Raw genomic sequence first — 16812 nt, forward strand, 5'->3', positions numbered from 1 at the left:
CTTATCCTTTGTAATCGTTCAGATCGAGATTTTCAAACTGAGACAACAGATCGTCATCGGTTTTTGCCTTCGCTTTCGTTGCTTTGGCTTGTGGCTGTGGCGCGATGGCTTCCGCTTCTTCGGCTTCTTCCATCTCTTCTGCGCCTTCAAACAGACCCAGTTGATTCATCAGCACTTCAATGCGATCCAGTTTCTCATCCACATATTTTTGCAGACCAGCACCCAGTTTTTCACCGTTGTCGATGCGATCCAACAACACGTTCAATTGCGCGTCATTTTCCAGCATCGCCAGCTCTTTTTCAGCAGAGAGACGACGCTCTTGCTTGTTGAGTTTCTTCGGCGCATCCACGATCAATGGAATGGGTTTTTTGCTGCCAAGGCGCGGGTCACGTTGCTGCGCACCGTTGCGTACCGCCGCTTCCGCACCTTCTGAATGACGGCTACCCGTTTTCAGGCCTTTGTGTTTTTTCGCTTTTTTACGCAGACGTCCTTCCAGCTCACCAGAAGTACGGTTGTGTTTGCGTGCAAAAACCAGATCACCATTGATGCCGGTTTTGGATTTCTTTTGTCGAGACATTACTGGGGCTTCCTCAGTAAAATTACATCATTGCCTATAAATTCAAGTTCGAGCTGATCCCGCTCTGCCAGATATTCAAACGTGTGGCGACTGAAAAAGATCACGTGAGTGAGATCGTTTTTGTAGTGCCATGTCGCAAATGCGTCCACGTCTTTGACCATTTTGGTCATCAGACCAATCCAGCCACCCGGCTTAACTAAATTTAACCATTGCTGCCACACTCGGTGTGGATCGTGCAGATGCTCAATCACTTCCGTGGCAGTCATAAAATCGTAAGTGGTTGTCAGCGCTTGGGCATTCGGATGATAGAAAATATCATACAACGCCACCTGATGGCCGGCTTCTTCCAGCATCAGCGACAACGTCGGGCCACAACCAAAATCTAACCCTTGTGAATGCGGTGCGATTCTTTCAAGCATAGGCGTACACACACGAGATAAAAAGCGGCGATAGCCGGCATCATTGGGGTCATTCTCGTGAAGGTCGTAAAACGCTTTTTCGCGTTGCGCATTCAGTCGATGTTCAGGATTAACGAACACCAGTTGGCAAGGCTGACATTGCAGATAAGCACGATGCGCGTCTTCATAGTACGCATGCGTATCGTCACTGTGACATAAAGGGCAAGTGTGCATTCTGACATCCTTCCAACGGGGGATGCGAAACATACCAGAAACTGGCTGGAGAGTGGAGCGTGATCGTACAAAATCTCAGCAATTTTGCAAAAAAAGCTCCTAAAGATAAAAAAAGCGATAGGTTGCCCTATCGCTTTCTAAGTGGTCACAGAACGTGACAAAACTGGGTTGCGTTCAATCAACGCACCAAGAGTCCCTTTGTTTTTCGAGCTTTCCTTGCCAAAAGTGTGGTTTGACATCGTCCTGATGAGTTTTGGCTATCCGTTGTTACGTCCTGTAGCTGGGCGACTCCGTCGCCTGAATCCATGTCACTGTCTTCACCTTGAGACCAGTTGACCATCCCTATCCCGACTCCCATCCTGGAAACCGTTATCCCTGTCCTGTTGCCAGATTCCTTCCGGCTCCTTGGAGACCTGCCTAGTCTGAATTCCTCGTCAGCCTCATGCCGACATGAACAACTTTACGCCAACCACGGCAACGCACAACGGACCAAACGCACATTTTTGCGCCTTTTTGAACACCATAAAATCAAGTTATTTATTTTCAGTAGCTTACAAAGCTATCCTCGGCATCATGATGCGCAACTATGGCGAATGTCTTACACAAAACAGGGCAATCTGACGCAGAAATAGAAACAGCCCCGACACGCGGGGCTGTTTCTTACCACTTATGCTCGAACACGTGTAGGGCTATTAGTGCAGGCCGCCAACGTATTTAGACAGAATTTCGATATCAGCATCGGTCAATTTCTTCGCTACATCACGCATCATCGCGTTCATGTCGTTGCCGCGGTTTTCGTCACGGAATTTCTGTAGCTGCGCTTTGATGTAGTCCGCATGCTGACCTGAGATTTTAGGGAACCCAGACAGTTCGGTACCGTTACCACGCGGGCCATGACACGCCGTACACGCCGTCAGACCACGCGCCGCATCACCAGCGTTGTACAGAACTTTCCCTTTCGCGACCACGTCTTCCGGTGTAGAGTTCGGCGAAATCGGCAGTGAAGCGAAGTACGCCGCCACATCGGCCATGTCTTCTTCACTGAGTGGCATCGCCATGGCACTCATGACCGGATCGTAACGGCCTTGTTTGCCACCGCTCGACATGCCAAGCTTGAGATCTTTCAGCTGCTTCTCAATATACTTAGCGTGCTGACCAGCCAGCTTCGGGTAAGTTGTAATTTGACTGTTGCCATCCGCACCATGGCAGGCAACACACGTTTGGGATTTTGCTTTACCAGCTTCAATGCTGCCTTGGGCCCATACAGAGCAGCTGGCTAAAAGACTTAAGATTAGCGCTAATTTCTTCATGACATTCCATTTATAATTATCAAGCTTCCAGTACCACGGGGTACCACTCATGGTACAATAAGCGACCTTATGCCGAGCACGGTTATTTTACACAATTTCACAAAAAAGTAATCAATCGACTACACAAAGTCGAGATGGAGTTAACAGTGAGCGTAAAAATTCATTATCAAAACACGCATTTCATCACCAGTGCGCCAGACATTCGCCATCTTCCCACTGATGAAGGTATCGAAATCGCGTTTGCAGGACGCTCAAATGCTGGAAAGTCGAGTTCTCTCAATCGGTTAACAAACCAGAAGAACTTGGCTAAGACCAGTAAAACTCCTGGCCGTACTCAGCTCATCAACCTATTTAAGGTGACTGAAGGCTGCCACATTGTCGATCTACCGGGGTACGGTTTCGCCCAGGTACCGCTGGAAATGAAAAAGAAGTGGCAAAAGTCACTGGGTGAATACCTGCAAAAACGGACCTGCCTGAAAGGCTTGGTGGTGTTGATGGATATTCGTCACCCGATGAAAGATCTCGACCAACAATTGGTCGTGTGGGCCGTGGAATGTGGTATTCCCGTTCAAGTGCTGCTGACCAAAGCCGACAAACTCAAAAGCGGCGCTCGTAAAGCGCAAGTGTTAAAAATTCGTGAAGCGGCGCTTGCATTTGGCGGCGATGTACAGGTGGACGCATTCTCGTCTCACAATGGCATTGGCGTTGATGTGCTGCGCAACAAACTCGACAGCTGGTTTGCGCCGATGGTGGCACAGTTGGCCGCAGAAGCTGACATTGAACACACCCCAGAAGAGCACGGCGGCGAGCAAGACGCTTAATCCGCTTCGCGCTCACTGCATCAGCCTCGCCTTTCGGCGGGGCTTTTTATTACGTTCTGAATCGATGACTTGCAACATCGCTGGCTTGCGAACCTAACGCATGGATGACTGGCGTAAAAGCCGAGCACTCTGCCACGGCGATGGGCAGATGCCATGCGGCTGATATGACTCGATTGACTGACGTGAGAAACAACCGGCGTGAGAAACAAAAAGCCCCACCATCCTGGTGGGGCAACGGGAGAGAAATAGGAGGTAATTATTGTTATGTGGTTAGGATTCCTGAATCCCGATCAGATTACAAGTTGCGCCGATCACGATTTTTGCCCCGCCGCTTTTGCGCATAACTTCACATCTTATTTAATTATTTCAATACATTAGATAAATACGCACGCATTAATCTGCTTAGTTTTTAATTAGAATTAACTAAAATTGTGATTGGAGATTAGTTACAGAAATGAAGCTTGCTGTCATTGACGTGACGTCGAGGATAAACGACAACGATGAGCGAAATTGCGGTCAAAAAGCCCAGAAACAGGCCGAAGGAAATGTGGAATGCGGCCCAATAAAAAACGCCCCAGTCAAATGGTGACTGGGGCGGCTGAATCAGCCTAATCCAATAACGTGAAACAAAAGGTCTGAAAGATAGAACATCTTACCTCTGTACCCTACGGAAGTTAATGTACAACAATTGGTCACAAATGAAAACCATTTTTGTAGTTTATTTTCATTAAATTTTTATTAAGCAACACAAATATATGAATGTTGTTTACTTTTTTATTGGTAAAAAAAAGCCAGCGACTGTGCGCTGGCTCATATATTTAGCGTGATTTAGGCGATTTTAGGCTTAATGAGCCTCATCCCAGTTGTCACCATGGCCAGCTTCGGCCACCAGCGGCACCTTCAGCGCTGCTGCAGATTCCATCAATTTCTGTACTTTACTTTCAATTTCGGACAAAGCTGACTCTTCGACTTCAAACACCAGTTCATCGTGTACCTGCATCAGCAGTTTCACGCGACCCGCACCTTCCGCTTCGATCCACGCATCCACCAGCAACATCGCTTTCTTAATGATGTCGGCCGCAGTACCCTGCATCGGCGCGTTGATCGCCGCACGTTCCGCTGCTTTCCGACGCATGCCGTTACGCGAGGTGATTTCCGGCAGATGGAGACGACGACCAAACAAGGTTTCCACGTAGCCCTGCTCTGCAGCGGTACTGCGTGTGTCTTCCATGTATTGCATCACGCCAGGGTAACGCTCAAAGTAAGTGTCCATGTACGCTTGCGCTTCACCGCGCGGAATGCCGAGTTGTTTCGCCAAGCCAAACGCACTCATGCCGTAAATCAAACCAAAGTTGACCGCTTTCGCTCGGCGGCGCTGCTCGCTGGTCACCTGATCGATGCTGATACCCAGAATTTCAGCCGCGGTGGCGGCGTGGATATCTTTACCTTGTTGGAAAGCTTCCAGCAGCGCTTTATCGCCAGACAAATGCGCCATGATGCGCAGTTCGATTTGCGAGTAGTCGACCGCCATGATTTTCCAGCCATGTGGCGCAACGAATGCCTGACGAATGCGACGGCCTTCTTCATTGCGAATCGGAATGTTCTGCAAGTTTGGATCGGTCGAAGAGAGACGCCCGGTGGCCGTCACCGCCTGATGATATGACGTGTGTACGCGGCCCGTAGTCGGGTTGATCATCTTCGGCAGTTTATCGGTGTAGGTCGATTTGAGCTTCGCCAGACCGCGGTATTCGAGAATGACTGCAGGCAATGGATAATCCAGCGCCAGCTCTTGCAGCACTTCTTCGTTGGTTGATGGCGTACCCGATGGTGTTTTCTTGATCACCGGCAGTTTCATCTGATCAAAGAAGATGGTTTGCAGCTGTTTTGGCGAGCTGAGGTTAAATTCTTGGCCCGCGATATCGAACGCTTTCTTTTCCAGCTCATCCAGACGCTGAGCAATCTCTTGCGATTGCGCGCCCAGCAGCATGTCGTTGATCAGCACGCCAGTGCGTTCAATGCGCGACAGAACCGGCACCAGCGGCATCTCGATGTCGCGATACACACTCAGCAGTTTGTCGTCTTGTTCCAGCAGCGGCAGCAAACGATGATGCAAACGTAGCGTGACGTCGGCATCTTCTGCGGCGTAAGGCGCCGCTTGTTCAAGGTCAATCTGGTTAAAGGTGAGTTGGTTCTTGCCTTTGCCCGCCACCTGTTCAAACGAAATGCAGCTGTGTTGCATGAAACGCAGCGCCAGGCTGTCCATGTCATGCTTGCCGCCCACGCTGTTGTACACATACGATGCGAGCATGGTGTCGTGCGCGATGCCCTGCATGTTGATGTCGTAGCGCGCCAGAATGCTGGCATCGTACTTGAGGTTTTGACCCACTTTGGCTTGCTGCGCATCTTCTAAAATCGGTTTCAGTTGCGCCAGCACCCAATCGCGATCGAGTTGCTGTGGCGCGTCCAGATAATCGTGTGCCACTGGCACGTAGGCAGCCTCTCCTTCCGCAACAGCGAAAGAAACGCCCACCAGATTCGCCACCATGTAATCCAGGCTGTCGGTTTCGGTATCAAACGCAAACACCTCGGCGCTGCGCAGTTTGTCGAGCCAACGGTTGAATGCCGCTTCATCCACAATGGTTTCATATTGGCTGCGATCGATTTTCACCGCCACCGAGTCAGCCATCGGTGCCGCTTGCGACGCGCCACTGACGGCAACGCTAGCAGCACTTTTCTCTGCCGCTTCGACCACACCAGTGCCGCCTTCAAGCAGCTCGTTCAACCAAGATTTAAACGACAATTGGCCATAAAGTTCAATCAGCGCATCACGATCCGGCGTGGCTTTGAGCAGCGTTTCCGGCGTGCAATCCAGCGCAACATCGAGTTTGATGGTCGCCAATTCGTACGACAGCTCGGCGTTGGCGCGGTTGTCTTCCAGCTTCTTGGCCATGGTTTTAGACCCACGGAATCCCAGGTCGGCAATTTTATCCAGATTGTCATACAGCGCCGTCAGGCCACCGATCCCCTGCAACAAAGCTGTGGCGGTTTTGTCGCCCACGCCCGGCACACCCGGAATGTTATCGACTTTATCGCCCATCAGCGCGAGGTAATCGATGATCAGCTCCGGCGGAATGCCGAATTTTTCAATCACGCCGTCGCGATCCATCACCACGTTGGTCATGGTGTTGATCAGGGTCACGTTGTCGTCAACCAACTGCGCCATGTCCTTGTCGCCGGTACTGATCAGCACCGGAATACCCGCCTGAGACGCTTGATGCGCCAGTGTCCCGATCACGTCGTCCGCTTCGACCCCTTCAATCGACAGCAATGGCAGCCCCATGGCACGAATCACGTTATGGAGCGGTTCGATCTGACAACGCAGATCATCCGGCATCGGCGGACGCTGCGCCTTGTATTCCGGATACAGTTCATCGCGAAAGGTTTTGCCTTTGGCATCAAAGACGACCGCCATTCGATCACTGGCAAATTGACGCATCATGGCGCGAACCATGTTGATCACGCCATACACAGCGTTAGTCGGGATCTCACCGTTGCTCATGGTGCCCGGGTAGGCATGAAATGCACGGTATAAATAAGAAGAGCCGTCGATCAGAATTAACGGGTTATCAGGGATGCGAGCCATAGTTTTGCTATCCAACAAGAAACAATGGCGCTAAGGATGCCATGACTGCTGATTGGTTTCCATGCTCACGACCGCATGCGGCGGAACTCACGGCGGTGAATAATTCAACGCCCAGCCCCACCATCTGTGGATAACTCTGTTTATAGAATTTATCCACCGGTTATTAAAGCGCGAATAAAGTCGTGCTTTGTGTTTTTAATTATTTGTTTTTATTTGATTTTTACAAAGATCGATCATTCCCATCACGATCCTTTTGCGATCATGCATTGTGGAAAAGACACTCGCTGCCCTTTTACTCAACCTGAGATCTTGATCCCGACACGCTGCTGCAGATTTGCACAGATCAGGATCGAAAGTTGGACGTTTTACCGTGGGAGAATCAGGCGCGGTGGATAACCGGCATAAAAAAAGCGACATCCGAGGATGTCGCCTAGCAATAACAGGTCAAAGCCAATACCGATTGTTCAGCCTTACCATAAAGCTTAAATATTACACTGGAAGCAATGTGAGCAATGTCGTGTCAAAAAGAACGTGTGCAAGTTCAAGCGTCAGTTAGATTATCTGCCAACCTAAAGAACCATTCAGGTCGATAATTCAACGTCTAGGTGAACTTCACTCATTCCCTAAGACAGGGTTAATAATAATGATTCTCATTTAATGGTCAAGCATTAAATGAGAAAAAATCTCATTTAATTTTATAAATGTTTCACGAAGTGAATGCGACTTTCCAACAATGGTTCTACTTTTTCAAAATTTTCAATGAGATAACCATTCCTCAACAACAGGCGCAACATGGCCGGAAATTGGTTGCGCGATTTCACTTTGAGCTGGCGATAGCCATGCTTGGCCACCCAATGCTCTTGTGCGTTCAATAAATGCTGCGCCACCCCGCGATTGCGCGCCAACGCGGAAACACCGCCAAACCAGCTATAGAAGGTCTCACTATCGAGTTCATAGCCAATTTTGAATCCGAGTAACTGGCCATGTTCTTCTGCGATCAGAATTAAATCGTGCTTGCCCGCTAAACGCTGCGCCATACTCGCCACCGTTTCTTTGTGCGCAAATTCATCAATCTCTTGGACCACCTGTACGGCTTCTGCCAATGTGCCTAAGCGGATCTGCATCCCCACCTCCTCATGGCATTCGAAGCAAGCCGGTACTCAACCACTCGCGTTCATCGAATGCATTCTTAACCCCGAAAAAACAAAAAGGCCGGCAACGGTGCCAGCCTTCTCAATCGATGTTGCTGTCGTTAGTCTGCGCGCAGATGCTGCGCCGCTTGTGCGTTTTCTTCTGCCAGCCACTCAGCCACATCTTTGGCAAAGTAAGTCAGAATGCCATCGGCACCCGCGCGCTTAAAGCACAGCAGCGATTCCAGCACGGTGTCGCGTTCTTTGAGCCAACCGTTCATGATCGCGGCTTTGTGCATCGCGTACTCTCCCGACACTTGATACGCAAACGTCGGGACTTGCAGCTCGCTTTTCACGCGGCGCACTACGTCCAAATAAGGCATGCCCGGTTTCACCATCACCATGTCCGCGCCTTCGTTGATGTCCATCGCCACCTCATGCAGCGCTTCATCACTGTTGGCCGGATCCATCTGGTAGTTTTTCTTGTTGCCACCTTTGAGGTTGCTCGCCGAGCCGACTGCATCGCGGAACGGGCCGTAATAGCATGACGCATATTTAGCCGAGTACGCCATGATCTGCGTATGAATGTGTCCCGCTTCTTCCAGCGCGTCACGAATCTTGCCGATGCGACCATCCATCATGTCAGATGGCGCCACCACATCCGCACCCGCCGCCGCATGGGACAACGCTTGCTTGATCAGCACTTCCGTGGTTTCTTCATTGAGGACATAACCCGCTTCGTCAATAATCCCGTCCTGACCGTGGGTGGTGAACGGGTCCAATGCCACGTCGGTGATCACTCCCATTTGCGGCACGTGTTCTTTCAGCAAACGCACTGCACGCTGCACCAAACCGTCCGGGTTGTAGGCTTCGGTCGCACACAGGCTTTTCGCATCCTGATTGACCACAGGAAACAGTGCGATGGCCGGCACGCCAAGGTTGGCCAAATACAGCGCCTCTTCCAGCATCAGGTCAATCGACAGACGTTCAACGCCCGGCATCGATTCCACAGCTTCACGACGATCTTTGCCCATCAGAATAAACATCGGGTAGATCAAGTCACTCACAGACAACTGGTTCTCCGCCACCAGACGACGGCTGAAATCATGCTTACGCAGACGGCGCATACGACGCCCAGGAAACTGACCTTGGATGGATACAGACACTCGACTCTCCTTATTTGTCTACCTGAACCACGGCGCTGACGCGCCCCATCAGGCGTTTTGTGTTGGCGAAATCATATCATTCTGATGGCCCGGCGCTAGGCTCTGGGCGGAAAAATGCAAAAAATGACCCCAAGCTCACACTCACGTATACTGCCGCCAAGCTTCCCGAAAATGAGACGTTGCCATGATTGATACCCACGCCCACATTTATGCCAGTGAATTTGACCACGACCGCGATGAGGTGGTCAGCCGGGCATTGGCGCAAGGCATTGAACGCATTCTGCTCCCCAACATCGATCTGGAATCTATTGAGCCGATGCTGGCGACCGAAGCGGCTTACCCCACAGTCTGCCGCGCCATGATGGGCCTGCACCCGTGTTATGTCGATGGCAACGTCACGCAAACGCTCGACACGATCCACCGCTGGTTTGCCCAACATGATTTCATTGCGGTGGGCGAAATCGGCATCGACCTCTATTGGGACAAAACATTTCGCGCCGAACAAGAAATGGCGTTTGTAACCCAGCTCAACTGGGCTAAAGAGATGAACCTGCCGGTGGTGATCCACACCCGCGATTCGATTGACGAGACGCTCACCCTGCTCAAACAAGAGCAAAATGGCCAACTGCGTGGCGTGTTCCACTGCTTTGGGGGCAGCGTAGACGAAGCCAAAGCAATCAACGACCTTGGCTTTCATCTCGGCTTGGGCGGCGTGTCGACATTTAAGAACGGCGGCATGGATCAGGTGATTCCACACCTCGACATGAACTACGTGATTTTGGAAACCGACTGCCCGTATTTGGCCCCAGTGCCCCATCGTGGAAAGCGTAACGAACCGGCCTACACTCAACTGGTTGCACAACGTGTTGCGGACCTGAGAATGACGACCATCGAAGCGATCGATTGCATTACATCAGTGAATGCTAAATCACTGTTTAATCTATAGTTTAGGGATATGTTGATTACTAATTTATAGATTAAGATCACATTTTTTAAATGGGATAAAGATCACATTAATCGCTATGCATGCAATGTACTATTCGTGGCCAAATTTTTATAACGATCTACATATACAAACGTCATGGCTAGCTGTAATCACACCAACCAACTGCAACGACTACGTCGTACCTTCTGGCAGAAAATGCTGGGAGTGAAAGAAGTCTACGTCTGCAAGCATTGCGGACAAATCGTAAAAATTAAATAATTTTGACGAGAAGACACCCCATCTAAAACGGAAAAAGCGGCCACTGGCCGCTTTTTTTTATCCATGGTTTGCCCCATCACGTGGCGACTACGCTTCCCCGTCTTGCGCCTCATCTCTGCGCGTGTAGAAACGCGCGAAGAATAGACCGATTTCAAACAGCAAACACATGGGAATCGCCAACAGTGTTTGTGAAATCATATCAGGCGGTGTCAGCAGCATGCCAACCACAAACGCGCCCACGATGATGTACGGACGTTTTTGGCTTAACTCAGTCGGCGTGGTCGCGCCCGTCCAGCACAGCAGAATGATGGCCACCGGCACTTCAAACGCGATGCCAAACGCCATAAACAGCGCCAAGACGAAATCAAGGTAACTGGCAATGTCGGTGGCAAACTCCACCCCGCCGAGCGATATCGCGGTAAAGAAGCCAAACACCAGCGGAAAAACCACATAGTAAGCAAACGCCACACCGCAATAAAACAGCAGCGAACTCGACACCAACAGCGGAAAAATCAGGCGACGCTCATGCTTATACAGGCCCGGCGCCACAAACGCCCACACTTGATAAAGAATAAACGGCACCGACACAAAGACCGCCACAATCAGCGTCAGCTTGAGTGGGGTGAAAAACGGTGAAGCCACATCAGTGGCGATCATCGTTGCCCCTTCCGGCAGGCGATCCACCAGCGGGCGAGAGACAAATTCGTAGATGTGATTGGAGAAATAAATCAGCCCAAGAAACACCACGATCACCGCCGCAATACTGCGCAGCAAGCGATCACGAAGTTCCAATAAGTGGCTGATCAACGGTTGAGTCTGTTCGACTGACATTGACACCTCATGTAACCAATCAAAAAGAGTTACCGCTCAGGGGTAACTCTTTACAAAGACTATTAGTCGGCTTTCTTTTCTGCCGTCTTCGGCTGAGCGGGTTCAGCCACAACGTGGAGGGATTCTGCCGAGGGTTGCGGCTGGTCATCCTCTGTCGGGCTGGTGGCTGGTGTGGCGTACGGACGTTGCACGTCCTGCGCCGCCTGCTTGAGCTTATCGACCGATTCTTGCAGCTCAGGCGACAGGTTTTGCATCCCCATCTGCTCGGCTTTGCGCAGGTTTTCCTGCAGCTCCTGCACTTTCAGCTCGTGCGCCAGCTCATCTTTGACACTGTTGGCCATGTTTTTGGCCGCCGAGACAAACTTCGCCACACTGCGAATCGCATGCGGCAGCCGCTCTGGACCCAGCACCACCAGTGCCACGACAGAAATTAATACCAGTTCCCAAAAACCGATATCAAACACGATTTAAGCCTGCTCTTTGTCTTTCTTTGTTTCAGCAGTTGCGTCGGTCTTCTGCTGTTCCAGATTTTTCTGTTCGAAATCGGCATCTTTCTTCGCCGCAGACTGATCTTCGTCTGCCATGGCTTTCTTGAAGCCTTTCACTGCGCTACCGAGATCGCCGCCGATACCACGAAGTTTCTTCGTACCGAACAGCAATACAACGATGACCGCAATGATAAGAAGTTGCCAAATACTGATACCACCCATTCTTTCTACCTCGGGTTATGTGTTACAAAAACAGTTCAAGAGTTTAACGTTTATTGACGATAAGCTCGCCAACTAAACAACCAAAATGTGACGCCTGCGATTGCACTGCCCGCGGCCCACGGTTCGTAGTGACTGGCCACCAATATAGCCGAGCATACGACTAAAGTGGCGCCAACACCAAACAAAAACTTACCGGTCGCCTGCTGGCGCTTGCTGTCGCGGTAGCCCTGATAAAACTGCTCCATGCGCAGATTCAGGTGACGACCTTGTTTCAAACTGTCGTACAGCAATTCCGGTAGTTCCGGCAATTTTTCGGCCCAGAACGGCGCACGCTCTTTGATGGCATTCACCACCGCTTGCGGGCCAACCTGATTCATCATCCATTTTTCCAGAAATGGTTTCGCCGTCTGCCATAAATCCAATTGTGGATATAGCTGACGCCCTAACCCTTCTACGTACAGCAGCGTCTTCTGGAGCAACACCAGTTGCGGCTGCACTTCCATATTGAAGCGACGTGCGGTGTTGAACAGGTTCAACAGCACATGGCCAAAGGAGATATCGCACAGCGGTTTGGCGAATATCGGTTCGCACACAATACGAATCGCCACTTCGAATTCATCGATGTTGGTGTCTTGCGGCACCCACCCCGAATCGACGTGCAATTGCGCCACTTTGCGATAATCGCGATTGAAGAACGCCAGGAAGTTTTCCGCCAGATAACGTTTGTCGTCTGCATTCAGCGTGCCGACAATGCCACAGTCGAGACCAATCCATTGCGGGTTGTCCGGATGCTCCGGATTCACAAACACATTGCCCGGGTGCATGTCTGCATGGAAGAAACTGTCGCGGAACACTTGCGTAAAAAACACACTCACGCCGCGCTCAGCCAAGAGCTTCATGTTGGTGCCATTGGCCTGCAAGCGTTCAACATCGGATACCTGAATGCCATATATTCGCTCAGAAACCATGACAGTTTTATTACTGAAATCGGTAATGACTTCAGGAACATACAATTCTTCGCTGTCTTCAAAGTTGCGGCGCAGTTGAATCGCATTGGCCGCTTCACGGCGCAAATCCAGCTCATCAAGCAGCGTTTTTTCGTAATCACGCACCACTTCAAGCGGTTTCAAACGACGTGCTTCAGGCGTCGCTCGTGCGACTATACGCGCGAGGCGATGCATCAGTTTTAGATCTGCATCAATCACCGGACGAATATCTGGGCGAATGACTTTTAACACCACTTCGCGGCCGTTGGATTTGAGCGTCGCGGTATGCACCTGAGCGATCGACGCAGAAGCCAGCGGCTGGAGATCGAAGTCGTTGAACCACGTTTCCAGTGGGCCGCCGAGTGCGCTTTCGATCTGCGCTTTGGCGAGGTTGCCGTCAAACGGCGCCACTTTGTCTTGCAGCAGCGCAAGCTGATCGGCGATGTGCGGTGGGAAGAGGTCGCGGCGGGTCGACATCATCTGGCCGAACTTGATCCACACCGGGCCAAGTTCTTGCAACGCCAAACGCAGCCGCTCACCGAGCGGTTTGTCGGCGTGTTGATTGCGAATCCAGAAGATGGATTTGCGCGCCAGCCGCGGCGCTTTGGTCAGTTGATGTTCGGGTAACAACTCGTCCAGCCCATATTCGAGCTGAACTTTGATAATGCGGTATAAACGTTTGAGTTCGGCTGGGGTCATACAGTGTCCACGCACCCTTGTTCTGTCGGTTGCCCGCGCTCAAGCAACTGATTCAGGCGGCTTTCTAGGCGTGCCGCTTGGCTATTCACCTCATCCACTTGATCGCAAAAATGAGCAATTTCCAGCGGCCCCGGAGCCACGCGCCACTCTTCGGTCAGCACTTGCGCCAAATGGCTCTGGTGTTTACTCACTTGCGCGCTCAGCAGCGCGCCGAAGTTTTTGGCGCCTTGCACCACGGTGTGTGCGACCACATCACCGGTCACGCGTGACAGCCACTCTTCGATGTCGGGTTTGCAGTCCGTCATGAGCTGAGAAAATTTCTGCGCCAGTTGAATGTCGCCTTCCAGCACCAATTTATCTTGTTTGATCAACTGCGTGATGTTGGCCTGCTCACGCAGTTCCGGCAACACCGACAAATTGAGCGACAGATAACAATCCGGCGCCCCTTCGTAGTGAGCCAGCACGTCGATCTGCTGACTGAAAATGAAGGTCAGGGTTTGATTGAGTTCTTTGAGATGGACCTGAATCACTTGGCCTTTAAGGCGGGCCAAACGACGACCCAGCTCCGGGTCGTCTTTGATCAGGGCATTGAGCGATGATTCAATCACCGCGGTGATTAACGGTTCAAACGGCATACGCAAGTCCTCAGAACTTGTAGCCACGGTGCAACGCCACGATACCGCCAGTCAGGTTGTAGTAGCTGGCCTGCTCGAAGCCCGCATCGATCATCATGCCTTTCAGCGTTTCTTGATCTGGGTGCATGCGAATCGATTCCGCTAGGTAACGGTAACTGTCTGCGTCGTTGGCGATCAGTTGACCCATTTTCGGCAGAATGTGGAACGAGTACGCGTCGTACACTTTGGATAACGGTTCTAGCACCGGTTTTGAAAATTCCAGCACCAGCAGACGGCCACCCGGCTTCAACACACGGAACATCGAACGCAGCGCTTTGTCTTTGTCGGTGACGTTACGCAGACAGAAACTGATGGTGATGCAATCAAAATAGTTGTCTGGGAACGGCAGTTCTTCCGCATTCGCTTGCACGTAATGCACGTTGCCGACAATGCCGATGTCGCGCAGTTTATCGCGGCCGACATTGAGCATGGAGTTGTTGATATCTGCCAGCACCACGTGGCCTTTGTCGCCCACGATGCGAGAGAATTTTGCCGTCAGGTCACCGGTACCGCCGCCCAAATCGAGAATACGTTGCCCCGGACGCGCGCCGGCACAATCGATGGTGAAACGCTTCCACAGACGATGAATCCCGCCCGACATCAAATCGTTCATGATGTCGTATTTCGCCGCAACCGAGTGGAACACTTCCGCGACCTTGGCTACTTTTTCTTCTTTACGTACGGTTTCAAAGCCGAAATGGGTGGTGTCTTGATTCTCTACTGCTGTTTTCGTTTGCACGCTGGTATCCGTCATTGTGTTTCCTCTTAGGCAGTTTTCACGACCAAACTGCGACTGCGGGCGATTAGTTTACTTTATCCTCAGCGGGATGTCTTTCTACTAAAGGGCCAATTTCCGAATCTGCCTCACGCTGTGCCTTTTCCACCCACTCGGTGTTGATAGAACGCTTAATCTCCACGCCCAGTTGCTTAAAGCTTTCGGCCTGACGAATGGCATTGCCGCGCCCGGTGGCGAGTTTGTTCATCGCGCCTTGATACGATTGGTTGGCGCGGTCGAGCGCGCCGCCCAAGCCTTCCATGTCTTCCACGAACAGGCGCAGTTTGTCGTACAAACGGCTCGCCCGCTCAGCAATCAATTGTGCGTTCTGGTTCTGGCGTTCGTTGCGCCATAGGTTATCAATGGTGCGCAGCGCCACCAGCAATGTGGTCGGGCTGACCAGAATGATGTTCTGCTCCATCGCATCTTTCACCAAGCTCGGATCGGCTTGAATCGCAACCTGAAACGCAGGCTCGACCGGAATAAACATCAGCACGTAATCGAGCGACTGAATGCCTTTGAGCTGATGGTAATCTTTCTGCCCCAAACCTTTGATGTGACTGCGCAGCGCCAGCAAGTGATCGCGCAGCGCGACGTCGCGCTCGGCATCGGTGTCAGCGTGGTAATACCGCTCATACGCCACCAGCGCCATTTTGGAGTCGATCACTACCTGTTTGTTGTGCGGCAGATGCACGATCACATCCGGCTGATAGCGCTTGCCCGCTTCGTTTTGCAGGCTCACTTGGGTTTGGTATTCGTGCCCTTCACGCAGGCCCGATTCGGCCAGTACGCGCGCCAACACCACTTCGCCCCAGTTGCCCTGCTGCTTGTTGTCGCCTTTCAGCGCTTGCGTCAGGTTGAGTGCTTCTTTGGCCATCTGTTCGTTGAGGCGCTGCAAATTACGCAGCTCATGCACCAACGTATGACGCTCTTTGGCTTCTTGATTGAAGCTGTCGTTGACCTGTTTCTTAAAGCCATCCAACTGCTCACGCAGCGGCGACAGCAAACCATCCAAACTTTGGCGGTTTTGCTGATCCACTTTGGCGGTTTTGGCTTCAAACACCTGATTGGCGAGGTGCTCAAACTGCTGCTTGAGGCGCTCTTCAGCACGTTCGAGCAGTTGCAGTTTGTCTTGGCTGGCTTCGAGTTGCTGCTGATGACGCGCTTCTTGCTCACGCAGTTGCACGTCGAGTTGCGCTTTTTGTTCCCGCATGCGGTTGAGTTCGTCGGCGTATTGCTGGCGCTCTTGTTTAATCGCATCGAAATAACGCAGTTTTTCCATCACAGCCATCACTTTGCCGTGCGATTGCTTGAGCTCAAACTCCGCTTTGTCGCGCTCTTGGTCGAGTTCATCCAGCTCTTGCTGCGCCGCCTGCAACTGCTGTTTGAGCTGCTCAAGCTGCTGTTCATGCCAGCGAGCATCACTCGTCAATTGCTGTTCTAACAGCTGCGCTTGCAGTTGATATTTCTGTTTCACCCACCAACCGGCGGCCACGGCGGACACCACGGCGCCAGACAGCGTACTGATCCACACGGCGGGGTTCTCGAGAATCCATTGCATAATAATGAGTTACTTGATGTTGGTTGTTGATAAAAAGAGTATTTCGATACTGGATAAATGTCCAGTTTGCCGGGCAATTATTCAGCCGATAGA

General features: G+C 51.4%; 16 protein-coding genes. 2 read left to right on the forward strand and 14 right to left on the reverse strand.

Annotated features, from left to right (window positions below; all coding sequences use genetic code 11):
* Position 1 precedes the first annotated feature (1 nt).
* The 3 genes from yihI to ACS18Q_RS14365 form a co-directional block, all read right to left on the reverse strand.
* Entirely contained in the window at positions 2–577 is a 576-nt protein-coding gene (gene yihI, locus ACS18Q_RS14355) for a Der GTPase-activating protein YihI (RefSeq protein ID WP_441257190.1), read from the reverse strand.
* Complete coding sequence (locus ACS18Q_RS14360) at positions 577–1209, reverse strand: class I SAM-dependent methyltransferase (protein ID WP_441257191.1); 633 nt, start codon at positions 1207–1209, stop codon at positions 577–579. Before ACS18Q_RS14360 ends, yihI begins: the two co-directional genes overlap by 1 nt.
* Before the next feature lie 692 nt (positions 1210–1901).
* Positions 1902–2519, reverse strand: a complete 618-nt coding sequence (locus ACS18Q_RS14365; RefSeq protein ID WP_014204237.1) for a c-type cytochrome — start codon at positions 2517–2519, stop codon at positions 1902–1904.
* Between the two features lie 146 nt (positions 2520–2665).
* On the opposite strand from ACS18Q_RS14365, the gene yihA reads away from it, so the two are divergent.
* The gene (gene yihA, locus ACS18Q_RS14370) at positions 2666–3340 is read left to right on the forward strand and encodes a ribosome biogenesis GTP-binding protein YihA/YsxC (protein ID WP_014204236.1); all 675 of its coding nucleotides are present in this window, start codon (positions 2666–2668) and stop codon (positions 3338–3340) included.
* Positions 3341–3943: 603 nt separating this feature from the next.
* Here the strand turns inward: yihA and ACS18Q_RS14375 are convergent.
* The 4 genes from ACS18Q_RS14375 to hemB all read right to left on the reverse strand — a co-directional run bounded on the left by ACS18Q_RS14375 (position 3944) and on the right by hemB (position 9279).
* The gene (locus ACS18Q_RS14375) at positions 3944–3991 is read right to left on the reverse strand and encodes a hypothetical protein (protein ID WP_438356636.1); all 48 of its coding nucleotides are present in this window, start codon (positions 3989–3991) and stop codon (positions 3944–3946) included.
* 193 nt (positions 3992–4184) lie between these two features.
* Complete coding sequence (polA, locus tag ACS18Q_RS14380) at positions 4185–6983, reverse strand: DNA polymerase I (protein WP_441257192.1); 2799 nt, start codon at positions 6981–6983, stop codon at positions 4185–4187.
* A gap of 695 nt (positions 6984–7678) precedes the next feature.
* Positions 7679–8107: a GNAT family N-acetyltransferase gene (locus tag ACS18Q_RS14385; RefSeq protein ID WP_412499225.1), complete on the reverse strand. Its 429-nt coding sequence runs from the start codon at positions 8105–8107 to the stop codon at positions 7679–7681.
* Between the two features lie 128 nt (positions 8108–8235).
* On the reverse strand, positions 8236–9279 hold the full coding sequence (hemB, locus tag ACS18Q_RS14390; RefSeq protein WP_004724330.1) for a porphobilinogen synthase: 1044 nt from the start codon (positions 9277–9279) through the stop codon (positions 8236–8238).
* A gap of 184 nt (positions 9280–9463) precedes the next feature.
* On the opposite strand from hemB, the gene ACS18Q_RS14395 reads away from it, so the two are divergent.
* On the forward strand, positions 9464–10225 hold the full coding sequence (locus ACS18Q_RS14395) for a TatD family hydrolase (RefSeq protein ID WP_004724328.1): 762 nt from the start codon (positions 9464–9466) through the stop codon (positions 10223–10225).
* A 345-nt stretch (positions 10226–10570) separates the two neighbouring features.
* Here ACS18Q_RS14395 and tatC read toward each other — a convergent pair whose 3' ends face one another.
* The 7 genes from tatC to rmuC form a co-directional block, all read right to left on the reverse strand.
* Positions 10571–11314, reverse strand: coding sequence for a twin-arginine translocase subunit TatC (gene tatC, locus ACS18Q_RS14400; protein ID WP_441257193.1), 744 nt, complete (start codon positions 11312–11314; stop codon positions 10571–10573).
* Between the two features lie 62 nt (positions 11315–11376).
* Positions 11377–11778 carry a Sec-independent protein translocase protein TatB gene (gene tatB, locus ACS18Q_RS14405; protein ID WP_004724325.1) on the reverse strand — a complete coding sequence of 134 codons (402 nt, stop codon included), beginning with the start codon at positions 11776–11778 and terminating at the stop codon, positions 11377–11379.
* A 3-nt stretch (positions 11779–11781) separates the two neighbouring features.
* Complete coding sequence (gene tatA, locus ACS18Q_RS14410) at positions 11782–12024, reverse strand: Sec-independent protein translocase subunit TatA (RefSeq protein ID WP_004724324.1); 243 nt, start codon at positions 12022–12024, stop codon at positions 11782–11784.
* A gap of 50 nt (positions 12025–12074) precedes the next feature.
* Positions 12075–13709 carry a ubiquinone biosynthesis regulatory protein kinase UbiB gene (ubiB, locus tag ACS18Q_RS14415; protein WP_004724323.1) on the reverse strand — a complete coding sequence of 545 codons (1635 nt, stop codon included), beginning with the start codon at positions 13707–13709 and terminating at the stop codon, positions 12075–12077.
* Positions 13706–14344, reverse strand: coding sequence for a ubiquinone biosynthesis accessory factor UbiJ (locus ACS18Q_RS14420; protein WP_441257194.1), 639 nt, complete (start codon positions 14342–14344; stop codon positions 13706–13708). The genes ubiB and ACS18Q_RS14420 overlap by 4 nt, the downstream gene beginning before the upstream one ends.
* Positions 14345–14354: 10 nt before the next feature.
* Positions 14355–15137: a bifunctional demethylmenaquinone methyltransferase/2-methoxy-6-polyprenyl-1,4-benzoquinol methylase UbiE gene (gene ubiE, locus ACS18Q_RS14425; protein WP_441257195.1), complete on the reverse strand. Its 783-nt coding sequence runs from the start codon at positions 15135–15137 to the stop codon at positions 14355–14357.
* A 49-nt stretch (positions 15138–15186) separates the two neighbouring features.
* Positions 15187–16719 carry a DNA recombination protein RmuC gene (gene rmuC / locus ACS18Q_RS14430; RefSeq protein ID WP_004724320.1) on the reverse strand — a complete coding sequence of 511 codons (1533 nt, stop codon included), beginning with the start codon at positions 16717–16719 and terminating at the stop codon, positions 15187–15189.
* Positions 16720–16812 lie beyond the last annotated feature (93 nt).

This window comes from Vibrio sp. Vf1514 (assembly GCF_052076135.1).
Lineage (GTDB): Bacteria > Pseudomonadota > Gammaproteobacteria > Enterobacterales > Vibrionaceae > Vibrio > Vibrio furnissii.

What these genes read in the sequence shown, in the direction of transcription:
- ACS18Q_RS14365 (WP_014204237.1), bottom strand. Translation starts at nt 2,519, where the DNA reads ATGAAGAAATTAGCGCTAATCTTAAGTCTTTTAGCCAGCTGCTCTGTA.
- ubiB (WP_004724323.1), bottom strand. Translation starts at nt 13,709, where the DNA reads ATGACCCCAGCCGAACTCAAACGTTTATACCGCATTATCAAAGTTCAG.
- tatC (WP_441257193.1), bottom strand. Translation starts at nt 11,314, where the DNA reads ATGTCAGTCGAACAGACTCAACCGTTGATCAGCCACTTATTGGAACTT.
- ubiE (WP_441257195.1), bottom strand. Translation starts at nt 15,137, where the DNA reads ATGACGGATACCAGCGTGCAAACGAAAACAGCAGTAGAGAATCAAGAC.
- ACS18Q_RS14385 (WP_412499225.1), bottom strand. Translation starts at nt 8,107, where the DNA reads ATGCAGATCCGCTTAGGCACATTGGCAGAAGCCGTACAGGTGGTCCAA.
- ACS18Q_RS14360 (WP_441257191.1), bottom strand. Translation starts at nt 1,209, where the DNA reads ATGCACACTTGCCCTTTATGTCACAGTGACGATACGCATGCGTACTAT.
- rmuC (WP_004724320.1), bottom strand. Translation starts at nt 16,719, where the DNA reads ATGCAATGGATTCTCGAGAACCCCGCCGTGTGGATCAGTACGCTGTCT.
- polA (WP_441257192.1), bottom strand. Translation starts at nt 6,983, where the DNA reads ATGGCTCGCATCCCTGATAACCCGTTAATTCTGATCGACGGCTCTTCT.
- tatA (WP_004724324.1), bottom strand. Translation starts at nt 12,024, where the DNA reads ATGGGTGGTATCAGTATTTGGCAACTTCTTATCATTGCGGTCATCGTT.
- ACS18Q_RS14395 (WP_004724328.1), top strand. Translation starts at nt 9,464, where the DNA reads ATGATTGATACCCACGCCCACATTTATGCCAGTGAATTTGACCACGAC.
- yihI (WP_441257190.1), bottom strand. Translation starts at nt 577, where the DNA reads ATGTCTCGACAAAAGAAATCCAAAACCGGCATCAATGGTGATCTGGTT.
- ACS18Q_RS14420 (WP_441257194.1), bottom strand. Translation starts at nt 14,344, where the DNA reads ATGCCGTTTGAACCGTTAATCACCGCGGTGATTGAATCATCGCTCAAT.